General features: G+C 37.3%; 21 protein-coding genes. 1 reads left to right on the forward strand and 20 read right to left on the reverse strand.

Translation table 11 applies throughout. From position 1 onward, the window contains the following. Window positions 1-33: 33 nt before the first annotated feature. The 8 genes from AC3ISB_RS14820 to AC3ISB_RS14855 all read right to left on the reverse strand — a co-directional run bounded on the left by AC3ISB_RS14820 (window position 34) and on the right by AC3ISB_RS14855 (window position 5,990). Window positions 34-813, reverse strand: a complete 780-nt coding sequence (locus tag AC3ISB_RS14820; RefSeq protein WP_141994407.1) for a hypothetical protein — start codon at window positions 811-813, stop codon at window positions 34-36. A gap of 611 nt (window positions 814-1,424) precedes the next feature. Continuing rightward, window positions 1,425-1,850, reverse strand: a complete 426-nt coding sequence (locus tag AC3ISB_RS14825; protein ID WP_144553421.1) for a VOC family protein — start codon at window positions 1,848-1,850, stop codon at window positions 1,425-1,427. Between the two features lie 410 nt (window positions 1,851-2,260). Next, complete coding sequence (locus tag AC3ISB_RS14830) at window positions 2,261-2,689, reverse strand: DoxX family protein (RefSeq protein ID WP_141994409.1); 429 nt, start codon at window positions 2,687-2,689, stop codon at window positions 2,261-2,263. Window positions 2,690-2,758: 69 nt separating this feature from the next. Further along, window positions 2,759-3,613, reverse strand: coding sequence for a M56 family metallopeptidase (locus AC3ISB_RS14835; RefSeq protein ID WP_098369569.1), 855 nt, complete (start codon window positions 3,611-3,613; stop codon window positions 2,759-2,761). Then, window positions 3,613-4,029: a BlaI/MecI/CopY family transcriptional regulator gene (locus AC3ISB_RS14840; protein WP_063233685.1), complete on the reverse strand. Its 417-nt coding sequence runs from the start codon at window positions 4,027-4,029 to the stop codon at window positions 3,613-3,615. Before AC3ISB_RS14840 ends, AC3ISB_RS14835 begins: the two co-directional genes overlap by 1 nt. A gap of 259 nt (window positions 4,030-4,288) precedes the next feature. Then, window positions 4,289-4,969 carry an NAD(P)H-binding protein gene (locus AC3ISB_RS14845; protein WP_489273633.1) on the reverse strand — a complete coding sequence of 227 codons (681 nt, stop codon included), beginning with the start codon at window positions 4,967-4,969 and terminating at the stop codon, window positions 4,289-4,291. Window positions 4,970-5,042: 73 nt separating this feature from the next. Continuing rightward, window positions 5,043-5,612 (reverse strand): histidine phosphatase family protein, encoded by a 570-nt coding sequence (locus AC3ISB_RS14850; protein WP_098369645.1) that lies wholly within the window; start codon window positions 5,610-5,612, stop codon window positions 5,043-5,045. 27 nt (window positions 5,613-5,639) lie between these two features. Then, window positions 5,640-5,990 (reverse strand): avidin-fold protein, encoded by a 351-nt coding sequence (locus AC3ISB_RS14855; protein WP_489273634.1) that lies wholly within the window; start codon window positions 5,988-5,990, stop codon window positions 5,640-5,642. Between the two features lie 235 nt (window positions 5,991-6,225). On the opposite strand from AC3ISB_RS14855, the gene AC3ISB_RS14860 reads away from it, so the two are divergent. Then, window positions 6,226-6,747 (forward strand): DUF2179 domain-containing protein, encoded by a 522-nt coding sequence (locus AC3ISB_RS14860; protein WP_034306915.1) that lies wholly within the window; start codon window positions 6,226-6,228, stop codon window positions 6,745-6,747. A gap of 115 nt (window positions 6,748-6,862) precedes the next feature. Here AC3ISB_RS14860 and AC3ISB_RS14865 read toward each other — a convergent pair whose 3' ends face one another. From AC3ISB_RS14865 to AC3ISB_RS14920, 12 genes are all read right to left on the reverse strand, one after another. After that, window positions 6,863-7,066 carry an HNH endonuclease gene (locus AC3ISB_RS14865; protein WP_489273635.1) on the reverse strand — a complete coding sequence of 68 codons (204 nt, stop codon included), beginning with the start codon at window positions 7,064-7,066 and terminating at the stop codon, window positions 6,863-6,865. A gap of 15 nt (window positions 7,067-7,081) precedes the next feature. Continuing rightward, window positions 7,082-7,486 (reverse strand): cytosolic protein, encoded by a 405-nt coding sequence (locus tag AC3ISB_RS14870; protein ID WP_098369566.1) that lies wholly within the window; start codon window positions 7,484-7,486, stop codon window positions 7,082-7,084. A 62-nt stretch (window positions 7,487-7,548) separates the two neighbouring features. Beyond that, entirely contained in the window at window positions 7,549-8,304 is a 756-nt protein-coding gene (locus tag AC3ISB_RS14875; RefSeq protein ID WP_489273636.1) for an exodeoxyribonuclease III, read from the reverse strand. A 75-nt stretch (window positions 8,305-8,379) separates the two neighbouring features. Next, window positions 8,380-9,885: a cardiolipin synthase gene (gene cls, locus AC3ISB_RS14880; protein WP_489273637.1), complete on the reverse strand. Its 1,506-nt coding sequence runs from the start codon at window positions 9,883-9,885 to the stop codon at window positions 8,380-8,382. Window positions 9,886-10,012: 127 nt separating this feature from the next. Then, a complete protein-coding gene (gene glgA / locus AC3ISB_RS14885) occupies window positions 10,013-11,449 on the reverse strand; it encodes a glycogen synthase GlgA (protein WP_141994415.1) in 1,437 nt (478 codons plus the stop codon). A 16-nt stretch (window positions 11,450-11,465) separates the two neighbouring features. Continuing rightward, window positions 11,466-12,572: a glucose-1-phosphate adenylyltransferase subunit GlgD gene (gene glgD, locus AC3ISB_RS14890; protein ID WP_489273638.1), complete on the reverse strand. Its 1,107-nt coding sequence runs from the start codon at window positions 12,570-12,572 to the stop codon at window positions 11,466-11,468. A gap of 21 nt (window positions 12,573-12,593) precedes the next feature. Beyond that, complete coding sequence (locus AC3ISB_RS14895) at window positions 12,594-13,760, reverse strand: glucose-1-phosphate adenylyltransferase (RefSeq protein WP_489273639.1); 1,167 nt, start codon at window positions 13,758-13,760, stop codon at window positions 12,594-12,596. Then, window positions 13,760-15,700, reverse strand: coding sequence for a 1,4-alpha-glucan branching protein GlgB (gene glgB, locus AC3ISB_RS14900; protein ID WP_489273640.1), 1,941 nt, complete (start codon window positions 15,698-15,700; stop codon window positions 13,760-13,762). The genes AC3ISB_RS14895 and glgB overlap by 1 nt, the downstream gene beginning before the upstream one ends. Window positions 15,701-15,947: 247 nt before the next feature. After that, window positions 15,948-16,961, reverse strand: a complete 1,014-nt coding sequence (locus AC3ISB_RS14905) for a glycoside hydrolase family 15 protein (RefSeq protein ID WP_098369559.1) — start codon at window positions 16,959-16,961, stop codon at window positions 15,948-15,950. 326 nt (window positions 16,962-17,287) lie between these two features. Further along, window positions 17,288-17,614 (reverse strand): AzlD domain-containing protein, encoded by a 327-nt coding sequence (locus AC3ISB_RS14910; RefSeq protein ID WP_141994418.1) that lies wholly within the window; start codon window positions 17,612-17,614, stop codon window positions 17,288-17,290. Continuing rightward, entirely contained in the window at window positions 17,605-18,345 is a 741-nt protein-coding gene (locus AC3ISB_RS14915; protein WP_141994419.1) for an AzlC family ABC transporter permease, read from the reverse strand. The genes AC3ISB_RS14910 and AC3ISB_RS14915 overlap by 10 nt, the downstream gene beginning before the upstream one ends. Before the next feature lie 30 nt (window positions 18,346-18,375). Continuing rightward, window positions 18,376-18,894 carry a mismatch-specific DNA-glycosylase gene (locus AC3ISB_RS14920; RefSeq protein ID WP_098369556.1) on the reverse strand — a complete coding sequence of 173 codons (519 nt, stop codon included), beginning with the start codon at window positions 18,892-18,894 and terminating at the stop codon, window positions 18,376-18,378. Between the last annotated feature and the right edge of the window lie 336 nt (window positions 18,895-19,230).

Genomic DNA, 19,230 nt, shown 5'->3' on the forward strand with positions numbered 1-19,230 from the left:
CTCTTTGAACTCCAAAATTTCTGAGTACACTATTCATTTACCCTTAGTACTTTTTCTAAAATTATCGTAATCGGTCTTAATGTAATGGAATACCTTCGCGTTGCCATTATGGTCTGGATGAGTTATTTTTAATAACCCTTTATATTCTGCTAATACTTCTTTATTGCTCGCCGTTTTAGAAAGCCCTAATTTTTCACTATAATCATTTGATTGAGTAGTGGAGTCAATATTGTAATTGTTTCTGATGTTTTCTTTTAATTTTATCAATTCATTACGTAATTCAATATTTTCTTTTAATAAATCCTTTGTTTCATTTTGTAATTCACTCTTCTCATTCTTTAGAATGGTAACTTCCTTTTTGAACATATCCCTCTGCTGAATCAATATTCTTTTTGCAGTCTCATGAAGTTCTTCAATACCTTCTATATGCTTATCTTGAGCTTGTATTTTTAATTTTAATCGATGTATGATTTCGTCCTTATTTTGATCTATGATATCATTTATAGCCAGCTTTGAAGCTGAGCCATCGCTTATGTAACCATTGTTCCTCTTTCCGTTTCCAGAGTATTTAATCTTACCTTCGCGAAGCCAGCGTCTTACAGTTTGTACACTATTACTTTCTGTTACTCCTGCATCTTTCAACATTTCAAATGCTTGATCTGTGCCATCCATTATGTATCCGGCTTTTCTATTCTTGTTTCCTCCCTCATATTTAATCTTACCTTCACGAAGCCAGCGTCTTACAGTTTGTATACTGCTACTTTCTGTTACTCCTGCATCCTTTAACAGGTCGAAAGCTTGATCTGTGTTCACATTGTTCCCCCTTTCTCCTTATTACGCAATGTAATGTTACTCGAATGATATTAGCCTATTAAAAGGAATATATTTTTCAACGAATGCGATTAATTTGTATGTCAATGTTTTAAATAATAGCATAGCCATTTTCTAAACAAAGAACAAATAGATGAAGAATATATGACGAATATCACAGAGAGGTAACGATTAGGTATCAAAATTAAAAGTGTGAAACCAGAAATAAATTATCGGTAACTACTAAAGTCATGAAATCAATGGTGGAGTTCAGTTATTATGAGCAATATATACATTCAGATTGAATCCAGGATCATGGGAAAGTGAGAATGAACGCTACATTATACATATCTTACATGCTATGCTACCGTGCGGGATGATTTTTGGCTGCATATGAAAAGAGATAAGAATCATACCAATAATCCCATAAGGAGTACCGCAAGCAATAAGTGGATTTACAGCGTTAAGGAAATTCCAATATTAAAAATCCCAATCTCTCAGTGATATAAATGAGAAATTGGGATTTATTTATTCATCAATTACGATTTAAGCTGCAACTAAAAGACACTAAAACAGCCGCTATTTCCATGTTGATATTATTTAACTACAGAAAATTATTGTTGACCCTCTGTATAAATTTGGAAGGTTACGCCGAATTTGTCTGATACAATCCCATAAGCAGGGCTGAAAAATGCTTCCTGCAGCGGCATTTTCACTTCTCCACCTTGCGACAAAGTTTCAAAGATTCGTTTTGATTTTTCAATATCATTAATTGAAATACAGATCGTGACTTGATCTCCAGATTGACTGGTTTGACCTGGAAACGTATCGGAAAACATGAGGTCCGTTTCCCCAACCTTTAACATTGCGTGCGCCACAAGATCCTTTGCTTCTTCTGGCAGAGGAAATTCCGGGTTTTCTGGCATTTCTCCAAAAGTTTGATTAAAAACGACTTTTGCATCCAATGCTTTTTCGTAAAATTGGATCGCTTCCTTTGCATTTCCGTTCATCATTAAATATGGAGATAATCGCATTGTCATAATTAAATAGCTCCTTTTGCTTTGAGTTTTTTTACAAAGCTTGAGAAATTTCCAAGCTTCCTTTTGAACTGGTCAGTGGCAATAACCACCATACCATTATTACCCATGATTGGATTTTATAACACGGAACATGTGTTCGTCAATTAAAATTTACTGAAAACTATCAATTTTTTTTGTGTTAACGATTGAAATGAAAATTCCAAGGTGGTTGGTCCGGCCTTTAATGCAGTCATGTAAAACTACTTTTGATTACCAAAATCTGATTGATTTATTATCGGTTTTTCAAATCATGAAGCATTTCAAACGAGAACAAGGTGAAATGAAAAAGGCATGACCCCAGTAGATTGCCGGTTTCATGCCTCAAGTCTGTTTAAAAAGTGTTTAATTTTTTGTGATATCGTTTATTTTAATTAACTTGCTATCATTTCAGAATCTTGTCCTTTTTTAAGGTTTGGTAACTTAGAGTCTATAGATAGGAATCGGCTTCCATTCAATACTAGGTGAAGTGCAATAATCATAAGTACGAGATCCAGTTCGTACCCTGTACCTTCTCCATTCCCCATAAAACCTGCTGGGAATTTCACATAAACAATTGCTCCAGCCATGATGAAAACAAGGAGGGCAGAAATTATTCTTGTTCCAAGACCTATAATTAAGGCAATTCCTCCAACCAATTCAATAATACCTACTACATAGGCCATAAATCCCGGAATGCCTATACTTTGAAACCATCCTGCAGTGTTATCCAATCCACCTTTGAATTTTGACAAACCATGCAAGAAAAATGAAATTCCCAACATAACTCTTAATAAAAAGGTACCGATCTCTTGTTTATTCATGTCACATCTCCTTTTTTTTATTTTACACTACAAAGTGTAGTGTAAAGTGGTAAAAAAATCAAGTGAAAGTCATCCGACAATCACTATAGTCATTCCCAGAAGTAAAACCAAAACATAAATTGAAACGAAAATCGTGATAGTTTCAGCCTTCAAAGGAATTGATTTATGAGGATCAATTAATTGCTGAAGTCTATAGTTAACTGATTCATTGGAGAAGTGGACAAGGACAGGAGAGGATTTATCAGTGCAACCATGTTTAATTAACTTCAATAAAGCGGCACTTATGCCTAATTCAGTCCCCATTTTTTTAATCGCATTCTCGTCGGCTGATAATTCACTTATTATTTTGTAATTTTTATGACACCATTTTGTCAGTGGGACAAACCATAACCCATCTGAGATCAACTGTAAAATAAAGATTACCAGCGGATCATATTTTTTTTGGTGAAAGGCTTCATGCTCCACTACCGCTTCTAGTTCATCAAAGTCCAATAATCGAATTAAGCCAGTACTGAACACAATGAAAGGCCGCCTGAAACCAAGCGTAAACGCAAGAGGATGTTCAGCGTTCACAACTAAGATATCATTGTTGACCCGATTGAATGTTTCATTTATGGACCTTGTCATATCAACGTTTTTTGAAAGAAAAAGCTTTTGTTTAAATCTTCTGGATAAGAAGTATTGCTCAGCAATTTTGAATAATGTGCTCAATATACTATAGGATATTATTATACTGAGCAGGGTGACAACCACAAAGTAGTATACTGAATCTTCCTTGAATAAACTAAAACAAAATTTAAAAAAGTTGGCTTTAATATTCACACCAAAAAAGATATGTACTAAAAACGCTCCCATTTGGCACCATACTACACATGCAATTAAAAGGCTCAGACTTATAACAAAATAAGACTTTCTCTTCCACATTATAATTTATCCTTTTTTAACGATTGGATTTTTTGTTCCAATTTTTCAATTAAACCTTGGTCAGCGTCTTTCATGGCATCCAGCATATGGCTTATGACCGCCCCACCAAATTCATCCAGCAAATTCTCAGTCAATTTCTTTGACTGCTCTTCTAAAAACTCCGCTTTGGACTGCACCGGGCGAAATAATGAAAGTCTCCCTTCAGACCTCTTTTCAAGAATGCCTTTTTCTACTAAACGATTCATGACGGTCATTACTGTGTTGAAATTGATAGGTTTGTCAAGTTCCAATGATTGCTGAACCGATTTAATGCTCTGTTCATCTTTATCCCATAAATATTCCATGATATTAGCTTCCAATGGACCAAAGAAACGATTCAGTCCAACTTCATCATATTTAAAATTTTTAATATTCATCCTTTAACACCTCCCACTACAAATTGTAGTGGAAATCCTTGTTACAATCAAGTTTCATCCGGAAGATTAGTATCACGGATGTCTATAGATTGACTTTTCAGGTCTCTATTGTCCTTGCTTTACCAAGTTCCTCTGGTCCTCCACCTCTATTACACTCCACTCCTTTTTCAGCAGAAAATGTTCATCCGTTCCTTTTTCCTTATAAGCAGGGATCAAAATTTGCTAATAAATAAAAAAACGAGCCTATTGGAGGCTCGTTTCACTGATTAATAATTTCTCTTTGTGCAAGTTTCTCTATTTCATCAGAATTATAAAAATGATATCCTTTTGCCGTCGTTTGGGCCGCAGCGTACATTGCAGCAGCTACTTTGTTTGCTTCTATTGCACGATATGGGCGTATAGAGCCCACAAAGAAATATTTAGCAAAAGTACTTATCAGCCCAGAAATCTTTTCACCTGCCCTGAATTCCTTGCGTTCTCCAAGAAGTAAGGAAGGGCGGAATATATGTACAGTATTCACTTCCAAGTGTTGTAGTGTTCCTTCTACATCGCCCTTAACACGACTGTAGAAAAACTTTGATTTGGAATTCGCTCCCATTGCCGTTATGACGAGTAATTTTTCAACATTGGCCGTCTTTGCCATTTTAGCTGCTTCGATAACATAGTCATAATCCACTTTACGAAAAGCTTCCTTCGATTTAGCCTTTTTGATCGTAGTACCCAAACAAATGAAAACATCGCTGACTTTGAACAAATCGGCGTACTTGGATAAATTATCGAAATCCACCACATGGCCTATGCACTTGGCATCAGTGATTTTCATTTCGCTTCTTGTCAGTAAATGGATTTCACTATAGATTTTGCTGTTGCTTAGCTCTTTAACCAACTGGGTGCCGACCAAACCTGTAGCCCCTAAAATCAATGCCGTCTTATTAGTCATGATTCCCTTCTTTCTATAATTAGCACCTTACTATCAACCATATCCTTTTTAACTATAACCAAGCTTAATAGGACTAAGATAAATGATTTACTTGATTGAAATCATTAATTATCCAAGAGTCGACTTCAAATCTAATCGTACTCAAACATGCATTGAACAATCGCATTTCGTTGGATACGATTGACTCGTTTGACATCAAGCGTAAAATAAAATGAATGACGGCTCCATGTGCAACAAGTATGACTTTCCTTTCAGGATACTCCTTCTGAATTTCCTGGAGTCCATTCATCAGCCTGTTTCGTAAAGATTTCTGATTTTCTTGACCAGGATATTCTTTATTCACGAATGCTGACTCCCTTTCAGCTGCTGTCATTCCTTCAGCGACGCCAAAATTCTTTTCAATGAATTCCATTTTTTCAATAACCGGGACTTCAATATAATGCGAAATGATATCTGCCGTTTCCCTTGCCCTTTTTAAAGGGCTTGAAATAATTACATCCCAATCATCTTTTGACAAAAATTCACCACATTGCCGTGCCTGAATCTTTCCGAGTTCATTTAAAGGAATATCAGTCTGCCCCTGCAGTTTCCCTAGTGCATTCCAATCTGTTTGACCATGCCGCACTAAACAAATAGTAGTAATTGTCCTCAAACCCCTCTAAGTAAATTGTTATTTCTTCACTTCTTCAATGATGGAATGTCCTTCAGTCTGTTCAAGATCTGACCAATTCCATTTTTCATGCAAACGTATCCTTCCATCCGGCAACATTTCAGGGGTGGAAAGACAGCTGCCTCCTCTAATTTCCCCTTTTTCATTGATATGATTATACCTGAATTCAAGAGTTCCATCCAGATTGACAAGCCCTATTAAAGTCCCTTTAACAATCTCTCCGCCCTGATAACTTGCTGAAAGGATTGAGCCTTCTTGTGAATAGTGGAAGGAAGTATTTCCTGACACTTCTCCATTTTCAGAATTGACTTTAGCTTTGAATATCCGACCATCATAATTAAACATCATCATTCCCCCATATGAATTAATAAGGATAATGATACCAAATTATTCAAAAAAATAATATTGAAAAATCTTATGGGATTTTAATTCTGTGTCGATGGAAATGACACAAAAAATACATAATATTCCCCATTGAATTCCACTATTATATTGTGGTTAGATTATGGAAGATGTTACTTATGGAATGAACAATCCCCAAGTTGAAACGTCTAATTAAACTGGAAGATGTTGGTGAGGTGCTCAAGTGAAAGAAATACTTCTGATTCTACTATTACAACTTATTTATGTTCCGATTTACACGTTGCGAACCATTTTCTTAGTAAAAAATATTACCATACTTGCCTCGATACTTGGTATAGCAGAAATGTTAATATACGTTTTTGGTTTATCCTTAGTATTTGGCGGTGACCAAAGCATACTCGCCATGGTTGTATATGCAGTCGGTTTTGGAATCGGAATAATTTTTGGTACGAAAATTGAGCAAAAACTTGCCATCGGTTTTATTAATGTAACCGTTAATACTCAAACCAAAAATGAACATTTGGTAGATACACTGAGGAACAACGGATTTGGTGTAACTCTTTATACAGGCGAGGGCAGGGATAGCAACCGTTATCGTATGGAAATTTTGACAAAACGGAATCGGGAACAAGAATTGATAGCAACCGTTGAAAAGTTTGAACCTAAGGCTTTCATCATTTCATATGAACCACGTTATTTTAAAGGTGGATTTTTATTGGACCGGTTGAAAAATAAAGCAAGCTGAATGAAATGCAAAAGCCCATCTTTTCAAGATGGGCTTTTGCATTATTTCGTTTTTGGTTTTCTGATCTTCACTGCCCTCGTTATCGGTTGTTTTTTAATCCACTTTAAGTATTTTTTTATTCTTCATCATCTTTCAGCAATAGCACGGTATTCAGCCGGATGGCCAGCTCTCGGTTTGAATACAGGGCGTGAATCTGTTTGTGACAAGATTTACAGAGATAGGCAATGGGTAAATGGCTGCCGCCTAATTCTCTAGGTGTTAAATGATGGATGGTCAGTTCTATCTCATCCCTGTCACAAAGCTCACAAATACCCTTCATCTCATTACTCGTCCATTATGGCTTTACGGATTTTCCTTCTTCAACAATATGAAACATCAAATGGGCAAGATGGTGTATTGGTCCATACTCTTCATTGTCATCATCTTCTTCATTCTCCACTTCCACTTCATCCATCCCTTGTAAATAAAGTGCCATGAACTCATAAAAATCATTTTTAGTAAAGGAGTAACAATCACTTGGATCCTGACTATCTTCTTCATACTGTAAAACTAGATGGGATAAATCACCCTCATCATCTTCAGCATCAAAAAAAACGAAATACCCGATATTTGTATCCAGTTCAAATAATCTGCGAAAACCGCGTGATGTTGATTTTTCAAACTCAGCCGACGTCAATTTTTGCACTTGCATGCTGTCTACATTATCTTCCTTATGAAAGCCCACGATAAATGTGTTCATAATCTAACCTCCTGTTGAATATGGATAACCATAGTATTCCCATTTAACCGGATTTATTCGATTTAGAGATTTGCTTCCAAGACAACAGGGCAATGATCGCTGCCCATGACATCGCAGTGAATGTTAGCCTCTAATAAGGAATCCCCCAAACGTTTTGAAACAATGAAATAATCGATTCTCCACCCGATATTCCGCTCTCTCACTTTAGCCATATATGACCACCAACTATAGGCACCTTCCCGGTCCGGATAAAAATAGCGATAAGTATCGATAAATCCTGCATCAAGTAAATCAGTCATCTTTCCACGCTCTTCATTAGTGAATCCGGAATTCCCAATATTGGTTTTTGGGTTTTTTAAATCAAGCTCAGAATGCGCGACATTAAGGTCCCCACAAAAGATAACCGGCTTCACCAAGTCCAGTTCCTTAAGATAATTTATCATCCCATCTTCCCATTCGAGACGGTAATTCAGCCTGGATAAATCCCTTTTTGCATTGGGTGTATAAACATTCACCATATAAAATTTCTCGAATTCCAGTGTTATGATCCTGCCTTCCGGCTCCTCGTTCAGCTCCCCTACCCCATATTTCACGGAAAGCGGTTTTTCCTTCGTGAAAATGGCTGTACCGGAATATCCTTTTTTCAATGCATAATTCCAATATTGATGGTACCCTTCCAACTCAAGTGAAATCTGCCCTTCTTGTAGCTTAGTTTCTTGAAGGCAAAAAATATCTGCATCCACATCTTTAAAGTAATCTAAAAATCCTTTTTTTACACAAGCCCTTATTCCATTCACATTCCAGGAAACCAATTTCATATTTTCTTTAATTCTCCTTATGGCCAATTAATTTCTTTACATTTCAACTATACTATTTATCTGCTTTTTTTCCCATTAGAGTACATTCGAAAACAATCTGGCAAATGATTCTTTTGAACGTTCCAGTAAACCACGCTTGTTATAAACGATAGAATTTAGTTTTTCACTATCCCCCATATCCTCTTTGTAATGAATGATGAGATCTTCAATGGAACGGCTGCCCATAAGAAAGACATTGACTTCAAAATTCAGATGAAAACTTCTCATATCCATATTTGCTGTTCCTATGGAAGCCATATCACCATCAACGATAATAAGTTTCTGATGTAGAAAACCCTTTTTATACAAGTATACCTCTACACCGAATTGTAGCAGCTCCCCGAAATAGGAGCGACTCCCATATTGGGTTAAAAACCCATCATTTACTGCCGGAACCATAAGCCTGACTTGTATCCCCTTAATTGCGGCATGTTTAATGGCTGCTTTAATCGCTTGATTAGGTACGAAGTATGGACTTGCAATCCAGATTGATTCAGTCGCGTTTGTGATAAGTGAATAGTAATAATCACTCATGATTCCCTGTTGTGTATCAGGTCCGCTTGCTACCACCTGAACGGCTCCATCCCCTTGTTCCACTTTATTCTTGAATTCTGGACGATCTTGCAATACATCTTCCCCGCTGACATATTCCCAATCCAAAAGGAAAACAGTATGGAGCATAAATACCGCTTCACCTTTAAGTACCATATGTGTATCTCTCCAAAAGCCAATGTTTTTATTTCGGCCCAAATATTCCTCTCCTACGTTTAAACCTCCAACAAAGCCAACTTCCCCATCTATGATGATGATTTTACGGTGATTCCTAAAATTAAACTTTTGATTAAAAAATCCGTGTTTCAGTGGCGAAAATGGATATGCTTTTATCCCGGCATTTTTCATTCGTTTAACTTCATTATTTGAAAGGCTTAAACTTCCGGCCGCATCAAAAATGAATAAAACTTCCACACCATTTTTTGCTTTTTCAATAAGTATATCTATAATTTCAGTACCAAGCCTGTCGGAACGAAAGATATAATATTCAATATGGATGAATTTCTCAGCTTTTTTTAACTGTTTTATGATTTCTGTAAACGTTTCATTACCATTTTTCAATACTTCCGTTTGCGATGATGTACTAATGATGGTCTCAGAAGCATTTTTGGCAAAAGCTGCAAATGATTGCTGATGATTATTCAAGAACGATAAATCTGGAGATGATACCTGTGTGACAAGACTCTTCCATTCTTCACGATCTTTTTTCCTTTTAGTTTGAAATAAATACCCCTTTAAATAGAGCTGACCTGAGAATAGATAAAATACATATCCAAATACCGGGAAAAACAAAAGCACATACATCCACAAAAGGGTCTCGTGGGCAAATCTATTTTCAAGCATGAGTGAAAATATGGTAATAAACATGACTAAAATATATAATCCAATAAAAAATAGCTTCACGTCGAAGCTAACTTGAGTGAATAGGATCATATAGACTGAAGCAATTAAAATAAATAAAAATACAAATTCCATTCTTCTTCTTTTCATCTTTTCATTCTCCTACACAGCAATATTATATATATATCTATACATATACCCATATTTGATGGTAAAAGAAACAAAACACTTACGAAAAAAATATTCGCAAGTGCTTTGTGTATTACCTATCCAATTATCACTTCATGACAGGAATCAAACTTTCATACAGCTCAATATACTTTAAGGAAGATGATGTCCAACTGAAGTCTAACTTCATTGCACTTTCGGCCATTTTCCTCCATCTTTTCGACTGGAATTTGTACAGACCAACAGATTGCTCAATTGTATGAAGCATATCGTGTGCATTATAATTCGTAAAACTAAAGCCATTGCCTTCACCAGTAAATTGATTATACGGTATGACCGTATCCCGAAGTCCGCCAGTTTCCCTCACTAAAGGCAGAGTACCATAACGCAACGCCAAAAGCTGGCCGATACCACATGGTTCGAATTGTGACGGCATCAGGAATAAATCAGAACCTGCATATATCCGTCTTGCTAAACCCTCATCAAAATATGTATTGACTGAAACCTGATTTGGATATTGGTCAGCTAAATGGCGGAATGCCGATTCATATTGCTCATCACCCGTACCTAAAAGAATGAATTGAACTCCTTGCTTCATCATTTCATGAAAAACATGGAGAATAAGATCAATTCCTTTTTGATCAACAAGCCTGGTTACCATGGATATAACCGGGACCCCATCATTTACAGGAAGATCCAGCGATTCCTGTAGCTGACGCTTATTCTCCATCTTACCCTCATAGGAATCGAATGGAACAGCAAGATATTCATCTGCCGCCGGATTATATTCCTCATAATCGATTCCGTTGATAATCCCTTTAAGGTCACCATTTCTCTTGCGTAAAAACCCATCCAGATTTTCCCCGAAATAAGGACTTTGAATTTCGTCCGCATAACTTGGGCTTACAGTTGTGACAATGTTAGAAAAAGCTAGGCCGCCTTTCAAATAACTTACATTTCCATGAAATTCAAGACCATCGATATTAAAATATAACTCACTCAAATCGAGTAATTCAGCTAAAACAGCTTTAGGATAAACTCCTTGATAGCGTAAATTATGTATAGTAAATATCGTTTTAATATCCTGATAGAATGGATGGTTACTATAGTGAGCTTTCAGCAAAACACTGACAAGGCCCGTTTGCCAATCATGACAGTGTATGACATCCGGCTTTTCTTCTAAATAGGGTAAAGCCTCTAAAATTGCACGGGAAAAGAAGGCGAACCTTTCGCCATCATCAAAGAAACCATAACTACCATGTCTTTTGAAATAATATTCATTATCCAGAAAATAATATGTAATTCCATTAGCAACAAGTTTTTCGATGCCACAGAATTGCTGGCGCCAACCAACAGGAACTTCAATACTCGTCATATGTTCCAATTCCTGTTTGATTTGGTTAGGAAGATCCCCATATTTAGGAAGGATGACACTTACATGGACTCCCTGTTTTTTCAGCGCTTTCGGGAGCGCGCCTATAACGTCTCCGAGCCCTCCCGTTTTTATAAAGGGGGCGCATTCTGAAGCAGCAAATACAACATTCATTGCCGCACCTCCTCTATTAAATTACTTCCGCTTTTTTTATTACAGTAGGCTGTTTTAATCCAATAACTGATTTTTCACTAGTAATTCTCACTTCTTTATCAGTTATGACATTTTCAACGATGGCTCCTTCTTCAATCACGCCTTTTTGCATGATGATGCTATTTTTTATAATCGCACCCTTTTTCACCTTTACCCCACGGAATAGTATACTGTTTTCGACAGTCCCTTCAATATCACAACCGTTGGCTATCAATGAATTGGTAACCTTCGAAGAACTTGAATATTTGGTCGGTGCCTCATGTTTGATTTTTGTATAAACATCCCAAGTATCCCCGAAGAAAGAACGGATTACCGAAGGGTTCAGGAAATTCATATTACTGGAATGAAAGCTTTCAATGGAATGGATGAATGGCATATCTCCAGCAAAATTATAGCCTTTAACTGTAAAGCGATGAAGATTTGCTTTCACAGCGTCTTTCAAAAAGTCATATTCCCCACTGGCAACACAGCTTTTGATCAAGTTCACCAATAGCGTTTTACTTATGATGAAGGTTTCTAGACAAACATGGTCACCTGGTCTAGGGATGGTATAAAAGCTAATGTCAGTAATGTCTTCATCCGTATTTACCGAGCAAGTGTGATAGATTGGTTTTTCAATCAATTCCCCTACATAATCCTTATATACGACCGTGATATCCGCTTTTTGTTTTTTGTGATAATCAAGCACTTCATTAAAATCCAATTTGCATACATGGCTTCCAGGGGAAATGATTACAGTATCTGCCTCTGCACGTTCGAAAAATTTAAGATGATCATAAAATTGTTTCATATCACCTGTTACCGTTTCATCCGGATGGATAGGGGGCAAGATGTATAAGCCTCCTGAACGCCGAGCCAAGTTCCATTCTTTACCTGAGCCAAGATGATCCATAACAGAAAGATACTTTTCTTTTGGAAAAACGGCTACTTTTGATACATCTGCATTAATGAGATTCGACATCGTAAAGTCAATCAATCGGTAGCGTCCACCAAATGGCACAGATGCTACATTTCGGTGAGCAGTCAGATCTTTTAAATGTTGTCTTTCATTGATTAAGTTAATAATACCCAACACATTTTCCATAGCATCTTCCCCTTTTTCTAGTTAAGAGTGAGTGATCTTTTTTTTGTTTGGATTGATAATGGTCTGATTTTCACCAATTAAGGTAATATCGGATGTAATCGCTGAATTGCCAACTATGGCACCATCTTCTATAACACAATTGCTGGCTATGATGCTTCTTTCTATATGAACGTTTTCACCAATCGTGACATTAGGCATGATGACTGAATCTTTTATGGTTGACCCATAGCCAACCTGAACATTATAGGATAAAACCGAATGTACAATTTTCCCATGTATCATGCACCCTTCATTGATAAGCGACTGACTGACCTCGGCATCCGGTGATATATATTGCGGCGGATGATTTGCATTGCGGGCAAAAATTTTCCATTGCTGATCATCCAACTGGAAATTTGGCGTATCTTCCAATAAGTCCATATGTGCCTGCCAAAGGCTTTCGACCGTTCCGACATCTTTCCAATAATCATTAAAACGATAGGCATATAGCTTTTTTCGGTCTTCAAGCATCTTTGGAATGATGTTGCTGCCGAAATCATTGGAAGAATTTTCATCCTTTTCATCATTTATTAAATACTTTCTTAGGGTTTTCCACTTGAAAAGGTAAACTCCCATTGAAGCGAGATTACTCTTTGGATACTTTGGTTTTTCATCGAATTGAGTGATTTTATCATCATCATTGGTATTCATGATCCCGAAACGACTTGCTTCCTGCCACGGCACTTGAATGACAGCTATGGTTGCCTCTGCATTTTTTTCGATGTGATAATCCAGCATCTTACTGTAATCCATCTTATAAATATGGTCACCGGAGAGAATCAGTACATGTTCCGGATCATAGTTATCAATATATTGGATATTTTGATAAACAGCGTTTGCCGTCCCTTTATACCATTCACCGCCTTCTTTCCCTTGATAAGGGGGAAGTACGGAAACTCCGCCAACATCCAGATCAAGGTCCCAAGCTTTGCCATTACCAACATAATCATTTAGAATCAATGGCTGGTATTGGGTCAGTACCCCAACCGTATCAATACCAGAATGAGTGCAGTTACTTAATGGAAAATCGATGATTCTATATTTACCGCCAAAGGGAACAGCTGGTTTTGCCAAACCGATTGTCAATTCACCTAACCTTGAACCCTGGCCTCCTGCCAATAACATTGCTATCCATTTTTTCGCTCCCATTATTCGTTCACTCTCCCCCGTCTTTTTTTTGTTTGCTTCATAAAAATAGAAATGCCTAATGGAGGTACTGTTATTTCCATGCTGAATGGTTGATTATGGTATGGTTCCTTTTTGACATTAATGGGTTCTTCATTGATCTGACCAGATCCTCCGAAAGCTGCTGAATCACTGCTGAAAACCTCTATATATTTACCCTGAGATGGTACGCCTATTTGATATTGAGCATGAGCCTGCGCAGAAAAATTACAGACAACAATGCAATAATCGCCTTTGCGTTTGCCTTTTCTCATAAAGGTAATGATACTCTGTTTACTATTGTTCGGATCTATCCACTCAAATCCCTCCTGGACATGATCCAGTCTCCAAAGTGCGGATGATTGCCTATAAAAATCCTGAAGGGTACGGAAGTAATAGGCCAGATTTTCGTGGGATTCATATTCCAAAAGAAGCCAATCCAATTGTTCCTCATCTTTCCATTCTATGAACTGGCCAAATTCACCGCCCATAAATAGAAGCTTCTTTCCTGGATGTGTCATGAAATACCCAAAGAGTAACCGTAAATTAGCGAATTTCTGCCAATAGTCGCCTGGCATCTTATTCAATAAAGACTTCTTGCCATGAACCACTTCATCATGTGAAAAGGGCAAGACGAAATTTTCTGAAAAAGCATAGAAAAATGAAAAAGTTAAGAGACTATGATGATTTGGCCTTTCCCCCGTTTCAAGTTTCATATAACGAAGGATATCGTTAGTCCATCCCATATTCCATTTGTAATTAAAGCCTAGGCCGCCTATATCGGTAGGAGAAGTTATAAGTGGCCGGTCTGTTGCTTCTTCAGCCATCATTAATGCATTGGGATATTTCTTGAAAACCACTTCGTTAAGTTTTTGCAAAAATTGTATGGCTTCCAGGTTTTCCTCTCCGCCAAACTGGTTTTTCAGCTTGACCGGCAATGGATTATCATGATTTAAGTAAACCATTGACGATACCGCATCGACACGGATCCCATCAATATGGTATACATCCATCCAAAACATTACATTTGATATAAGGAAACTGATTACTTCCGGTTTGGTAAAATCAAAGTTGTATGTCCCCCATAACGGGCGATCTGCTCTAGTATGATCAATTGGTTCATAGAGAGGCGTACCATCGAAACGGGAAAGTCCATGCGTGTCTTTACAAAAATGGGCGGGAACCCAGTCAAGAATTACACCAATGCCCTTTTGGTGGCAAAGGTTTATTAAATATTTAAAATCTTCCGGTAAGCCGTAACGACTGGTTACAGAATAATAGCCCGTGACCTGGTATCCCCACGATTTATCAAATGGGTGTTCCATTATGGCCATGATTTCAATATGTGTAAAACTATTATCAATCACATAATCAATCAATCTATCAGCCAATTCACGGTACGAATAAAATTCGCCATCTTCTTTCTGTTTCCATGTTCCTGGGTGCACTTCATAAATGGACATGGGTTTATGATAAATATTTTCCTTTTTCCTATCGGCTATCCACTTCGAATCTTGCCATTCAAAATTATCCAGCCTTTTAATGACCGAGGCTGTATTTGGTCTGACTTCCGAATAAAAAGCATATGGATCGGCTTTTAGGATTCGTTTATTTCCAGGTGTATGTATTTCGTATTTATATAGTTCCCCTTCTTGTAGTCCTGGTACGAACAACACCCAGATACCTGATCGCTCGATCCGTTTCATCGCATGATCTTTTCCGTCCCAATTATTAAAATTACCGACTACTGAAACTTGCTTGGCATGGGGGGCCCAAACGGCGAAGCGTACTCCTTCTTTACCTAATGATGTTACAATGTGTGCCCCAAGCATTTTATAGCTTTCATAAAGGGTGCCTTCATGAAACAAATACAAATCAAATTCGCTTGGATAAATCTCTTGCAGCTGGTCAATAATTGTACTCAATAAAACCCCTCCATCAGTATTAACTCGATAGTATTTTACCCATCCTTCCCCAGTTATTATATATATTCGATGAAAATGATATTAATCCTTCAAATGGAGGTGAAGTTATTGTTATAAATAGCCGTTTTTTTGTAAATTAAAACATTTTTTTAAAGAAAATAGACATTTTTTGTAAAAAAAAACATTATACCAATAAAAGCTCCCCCTATTTTTTGGAAAGAGCTTTAAGGTATCATGTATGAATGCTTCATGTTATTTGTTCAGTTCGATTCACGGAAGTCTTCGTCAAAAATAAATAGGATAATGAGACTGACCATGCCAAAGGAGTATTCTTGTTTGGAATATTACTGCCTCCTATATATAATTCGGGTACTTCCCAGTTTTCCGGTATGATCATTTTCGTTTTATCTATATATTCCTTAACTTTGTTCATCATTCCAAGTTCAAGGTAGCATAAGCCCAACCACGGAAGCCCGAAACACCATTCCGCTTCTTGACCGTCATTATAATAAAGGTCCTTTTCATATCTTATACAACCATTTGTTCTTTCAAGGCGCTCTGTGACATTTTTCAATATTTTAAGTGCTATTTCACGGTCTACCAGCCGATACGGATAAATTAAGGATAAAAGTGCTAAATCCGTCTCTTTTGAATAACTTTCCCTTGGAAGCAAGAAACGTAGAGTTTCTTCTCCCTTTTTAATCAGTTCTTCCTTGACGTTGACCAGCATTTTGACTGAATTCAAACCAGCAACACATGCACCTATGCTTGAAGCGTGGATTTCTATATTTTCTTCCCACATCCCGTTATCTTCCGACTGCCAATATTGCAGGCATTCCAAGTAATTGACCAACTTTTGAACAATTTGTAAATCACGTTGATTTCTCATCACCTTTTTACCCTGCCTATATCCTTCACCAACACCCCATAAAAAGGCACCTATCGCATCATTTTGGGCATGGCCCCACTCATCGGGCAGTTCTTTAAGCTCAGTGGAATACCTTGCATGGATATGTTCAAATAGAAACTGGGGTTTCTGTTCCGTATGAATATCTATCTTCCACTCATAGGATTGAAATAAGTCGAATAAAGCATGATATGCTTTCTCGTAACGATTGGATGGATCATTTAAAAAAGGCAATACTGTATAAACGACATCCCTTATCCAGACAAAATTATAATCATCGGAAACGCTTGCAGTATATGCGCCATTAGGAAGCCGCATGCGATCAAGAACCTCTAGTGCACCATTTACATTCATTAATTAAGCACCTCCATAATAATTTGCTTATTCCCATTGTTGACAGACTCTCATTTTCTAAACGTTTGTTGTTTCATTTTCAATTAGAAGCGCTTTCAATTCAGCTAACCAACACAATTTTTCAGAAGTACATTCACCTTAGTTTATGTAATCACTGCCCTTTTTGATAATCAAGCTTCCAATGTTCATTAAAAAGCGTCATTTGCCTAACCGAAACCAACTCAAAAAGCTACCGGTCATGACATATGTTCTTTGGAAAATAAAAACCCAGTAATGGCAATCCATTACTGGTTATATCGGCCTATCATTTAAATGTTTAGTATTTATTAAAAGAAAAATCGTAATATCATCAAGGAAAGCACGCCAATCATAACCGTACCCAATAGACTTCTCGTAAAAATGGCAACCAGGAAAGCTGGTAAAGCTGCGACCAAATTCAACGCATTATCCTTAATTGAAAAGACCTGTTCCGATAATAGAAGTTCTTGAGCCAATAACGCCGCCATTACAGCCACTGGGACATGCTTTAGCCAATCGATGCCCCACTTTGGAATCTCCATTTTACTAAGCAGTATCAAAGGAACGACTCTAGGTATGAAAGTTACAATCGAAATCCCTACAATGACAGCAAGGATATATCCGCTTATTTCCACCTGCCAATCACCATCCCTATCGTTGAAGCAACAACAGTTGCCACTATGACGCCAGTACTGCCAGGAAAGAAGAAACTTACTGCAACAACGATTAATATGCTGCTAAAAGCGACTGCAAGATCAATAAAAAAGTCCTTTTTACTTAATATTTGCAAAACTAAAAGGCCGATAAACATCGCTGGCAGGGCGAAGTCCATCCCATATTTTTCGGGATTTGGAATCCATTGGCCAAAGAAACCGCCGGCCATATTTGCAATGAACCAATTTAAATAGGCTGCAAGATTCAGGCCTAACATCCATTGAAAATCAAGTTGTTTCCTCTTCTGTGCCGTTGTGACGGCCACTCCAAACGTTTCATCAGTTAATAAAGCTCCGGTTATCAGGTTTTGTTTCAAACTTTGCTGCCTGAAATATGGAGCCAATGCAGCACTAAGTAATAGATGACGACTGTTAACAAAAAAAATCGTGAAAATTATGGCCGATACTGGATGACTTGCAGCTATCATCCCCGCAGCTATGAATTGACCAGACCCTGCATAGAGTAAAAGCGACATAAGTGCCACTTCAATCATACTTAATCCTGACGTTTTTTCGACGACCCCTGCAGCAAAACCGATACTAAGGTATCCCAATAATGTCGGAATGCAATCTCTTACTCCTTGCCAAAAGCCTTCCCCATCATTGACCTCGGAAAATCCATCGCTTTTCCATTCAGCACTATCCTGACTCATATAATTCCACCCTTGTTTTAATTAGTTCCTTCAATTGCTTTTCAACTTGCCAAGCAGAATTGGCAACTCACTATATATTTCGATGATCTCTTCTATCGGCATTCTAACTAAACCGCTGGAAGAAGGGGCAACGAATTCAATGGTCTCATTCAATGAAGGCTCTTCTTGCAGACCCCAAGAGATTTTTCGTAATTGACGATATTCCTGATAGACACCCTTGCCTACAAAACAGACGAGTTTAGGTTTATACTTTTCTATTTTCCTTTTTAATTGCTTCCTTCCTTTTATGTACTCTTCTTTAGTGATTTCGTCCGCACCCTTTGTAGGCCTGGAAACGATATTGGTAAAACCATAACCTAAATCCAATAAAGACGAGTCTTCAGTTGGTTCATATTTCCTTGGTGTCAACCCGGACTCGAAGAGGATTTTCCAAAAGCGATTGTTTGGATTCGCATAATGATGGCCAGTCTCGCCTGAACGAATGCTTGGATTGAAACCTACGAACAAAATATCCAAATCTTCTTTTAAATGATCAGAGATGCCTTCCATATTAAAACTCCTTTTAAAATTTGCTATTTAATCATTGTACAAAACTGAAATATATTTAACTACCTTTTCCGTCATTTTCACAACTTTTATTCAAAAACTTAAAACGTTTTGAAAAGAATGAACGATGATAGCTAAATAATATGGGTGAAAACATGACAACTTGAATATTAAAAAACCTATTGCTCCTAAAAAATGCCGTTCATAACTTCCGGGACACACTTCCAGAAATTATTTATAAAAGGTTTTTTACAGTTTACAAATGCCGCGGTTGCAGTTATTGAACCGGTAAAAAAACATATACAAAAATATCAAAGAATATTTCTTAAATGCAATGGA

It is taken from the genome of Peribacillus sp. GL_122 (assembly GCF_057835005.1).

What these genes read in the sequence shown, in the direction of transcription:
- AC3ISB_RS14905 (WP_098369559.1), bottom strand. Translation starts at nt 16,961, where the DNA reads ATGAATGTAAATGGTGCACTAGAGGTTCTTGATCGCATGCGGCTTCCT.
- AC3ISB_RS14915 (WP_141994419.1), bottom strand. Translation starts at nt 18,345, where the DNA reads ATGAGTCAGGATAGTGCTGAATGGAAAAGCGATGGATTTTCCGAGGTC.
- AC3ISB_RS14840 (WP_063233685.1), bottom strand. Translation starts at nt 4,029, where the DNA reads ATGAATATTAAAAATTTTAAATATGATGAAGTTGGACTGAATCGTTTC.
- AC3ISB_RS14870 (WP_098369566.1), bottom strand. Translation starts at nt 7,486, where the DNA reads ATGAACACATTTATCGTGGGCTTTCATAAGGAAGATAATGTAGACAGC.
- glgD (WP_489273638.1), bottom strand. Translation starts at nt 12,572, where the DNA reads ATGGAAAATGTGTTGGGTATTATTAACTTAATCAATGAAAGACAACAT.
- AC3ISB_RS14875 (WP_489273636.1), bottom strand. Translation starts at nt 8,304, where the DNA reads ATGAAATTGGTTTCCTGGAATGTGAATGGAATAAGGGCTTGTGTAAAA.
- cls (WP_489273637.1), bottom strand. Translation starts at nt 9,885, where the DNA reads ATGAAAAGAAGAAGAATGGAATTTGTATTTTTATTTATTTTAATTGCT.
- AC3ISB_RS14895 (WP_489273639.1), bottom strand. Translation starts at nt 13,760, where the DNA reads ATGGGAGCGAAAAAATGGATAGCAATGTTATTGGCAGGAGGCCAGGGT.
- AC3ISB_RS14855 (WP_489273634.1), bottom strand. Translation starts at nt 5,990, where the DNA reads ATGATGATGTTTAATTATGATGGTCGGATATTCAAAGCTAAAGTCAAT.
- AC3ISB_RS14920 (WP_098369556.1), bottom strand. Translation starts at nt 18,894, where the DNA reads ATGGAAGGCATCTCTGATCATTTAAAAGAAGATTTGGATATTTTGTTC.
- AC3ISB_RS14825 (WP_144553421.1), bottom strand. Translation starts at nt 1,850, where the DNA reads ATGACAATGCGATTATCTCCATATTTAATGATGAACGGAAATGCAAAG.
- AC3ISB_RS14845 (WP_489273633.1), bottom strand. Translation starts at nt 4,969, where the DNA reads ATGACTAATAAGACGGCATTGATTTTAGGGGCTACAGGTTTGGTCGGC.
- glgA (WP_141994415.1), bottom strand. Translation starts at nt 11,449, where the DNA reads ATGAATGTTGTATTTGCTGCTTCAGAATGCGCCCCCTTTATAAAAACG.
- AC3ISB_RS14835 (WP_098369569.1), bottom strand. Translation starts at nt 3,613, where the DNA reads ATGTGGAAGAGAAAGTCTTATTTTGTTATAAGTCTGAGCCTTTTAATT.
- AC3ISB_RS14865 (WP_489273635.1), bottom strand. Translation starts at nt 7,066, where the DNA reads ATGAAGGGTATTTGTGAGCTTTGTGACAGGGATGAGATAGAACTGACC.
- AC3ISB_RS14830 (WP_141994409.1), bottom strand. Translation starts at nt 2,689, where the DNA reads ATGAATAAACAAGAGATCGGTACCTTTTTATTAAGAGTTATGTTGGGA.